This window comes from Alicyclobacillus fructus, assembly GCF_017329605.1.
Lineage (GTDB): Bacteria > Bacillota > Bacilli > Alicyclobacillales > Alicyclobacillaceae > Alicyclobacillus > Alicyclobacillus fructus.
This window is the reverse complement of the sequence record NZ_JAFMTY010000129.1, coordinates 1-235: the sequence shown is the minus strand read 5'-3', so window position 1 is coordinate 235 and position 235 is coordinate 1. Positions and strand designations below refer to the sequence as shown.

1 protein-coding gene is annotated in these 235 nt (G+C 54.9%); it reads right to left on the bottom strand.

Annotated elements, in window-relative coordinates; translation table 11 throughout:
* Window positions 1–235, bottom strand: a 235-nt coding sequence (locus J3481_RS14565; RefSeq protein ID WP_206832819.1) for an ATP-binding protein, incomplete at both ends; no start/stop codon positions are given.

Genomic DNA, 235 nt, shown 5'->3' with positions numbered 1-235 from the left:
CACGATGACGCTCCGCTGCTCATAGCAATCCGAAATGACGTGGAATAACAACTCTGCGCCGTCTTTGTGAAAAGGCACAAAACCCATTTCATCGAGAATGAGCAGCTCTGCCTTCTTCAGTTCGCTCAGGAAGCGGCGCAGCGTCCCCGCTTGGTATCGCTCCTGCAGCGTCGCCACGAGGTCGTGAACGCGGAAAAATCGTACTTCATGTCCCTTCGCGCATGCCTTCATCCCA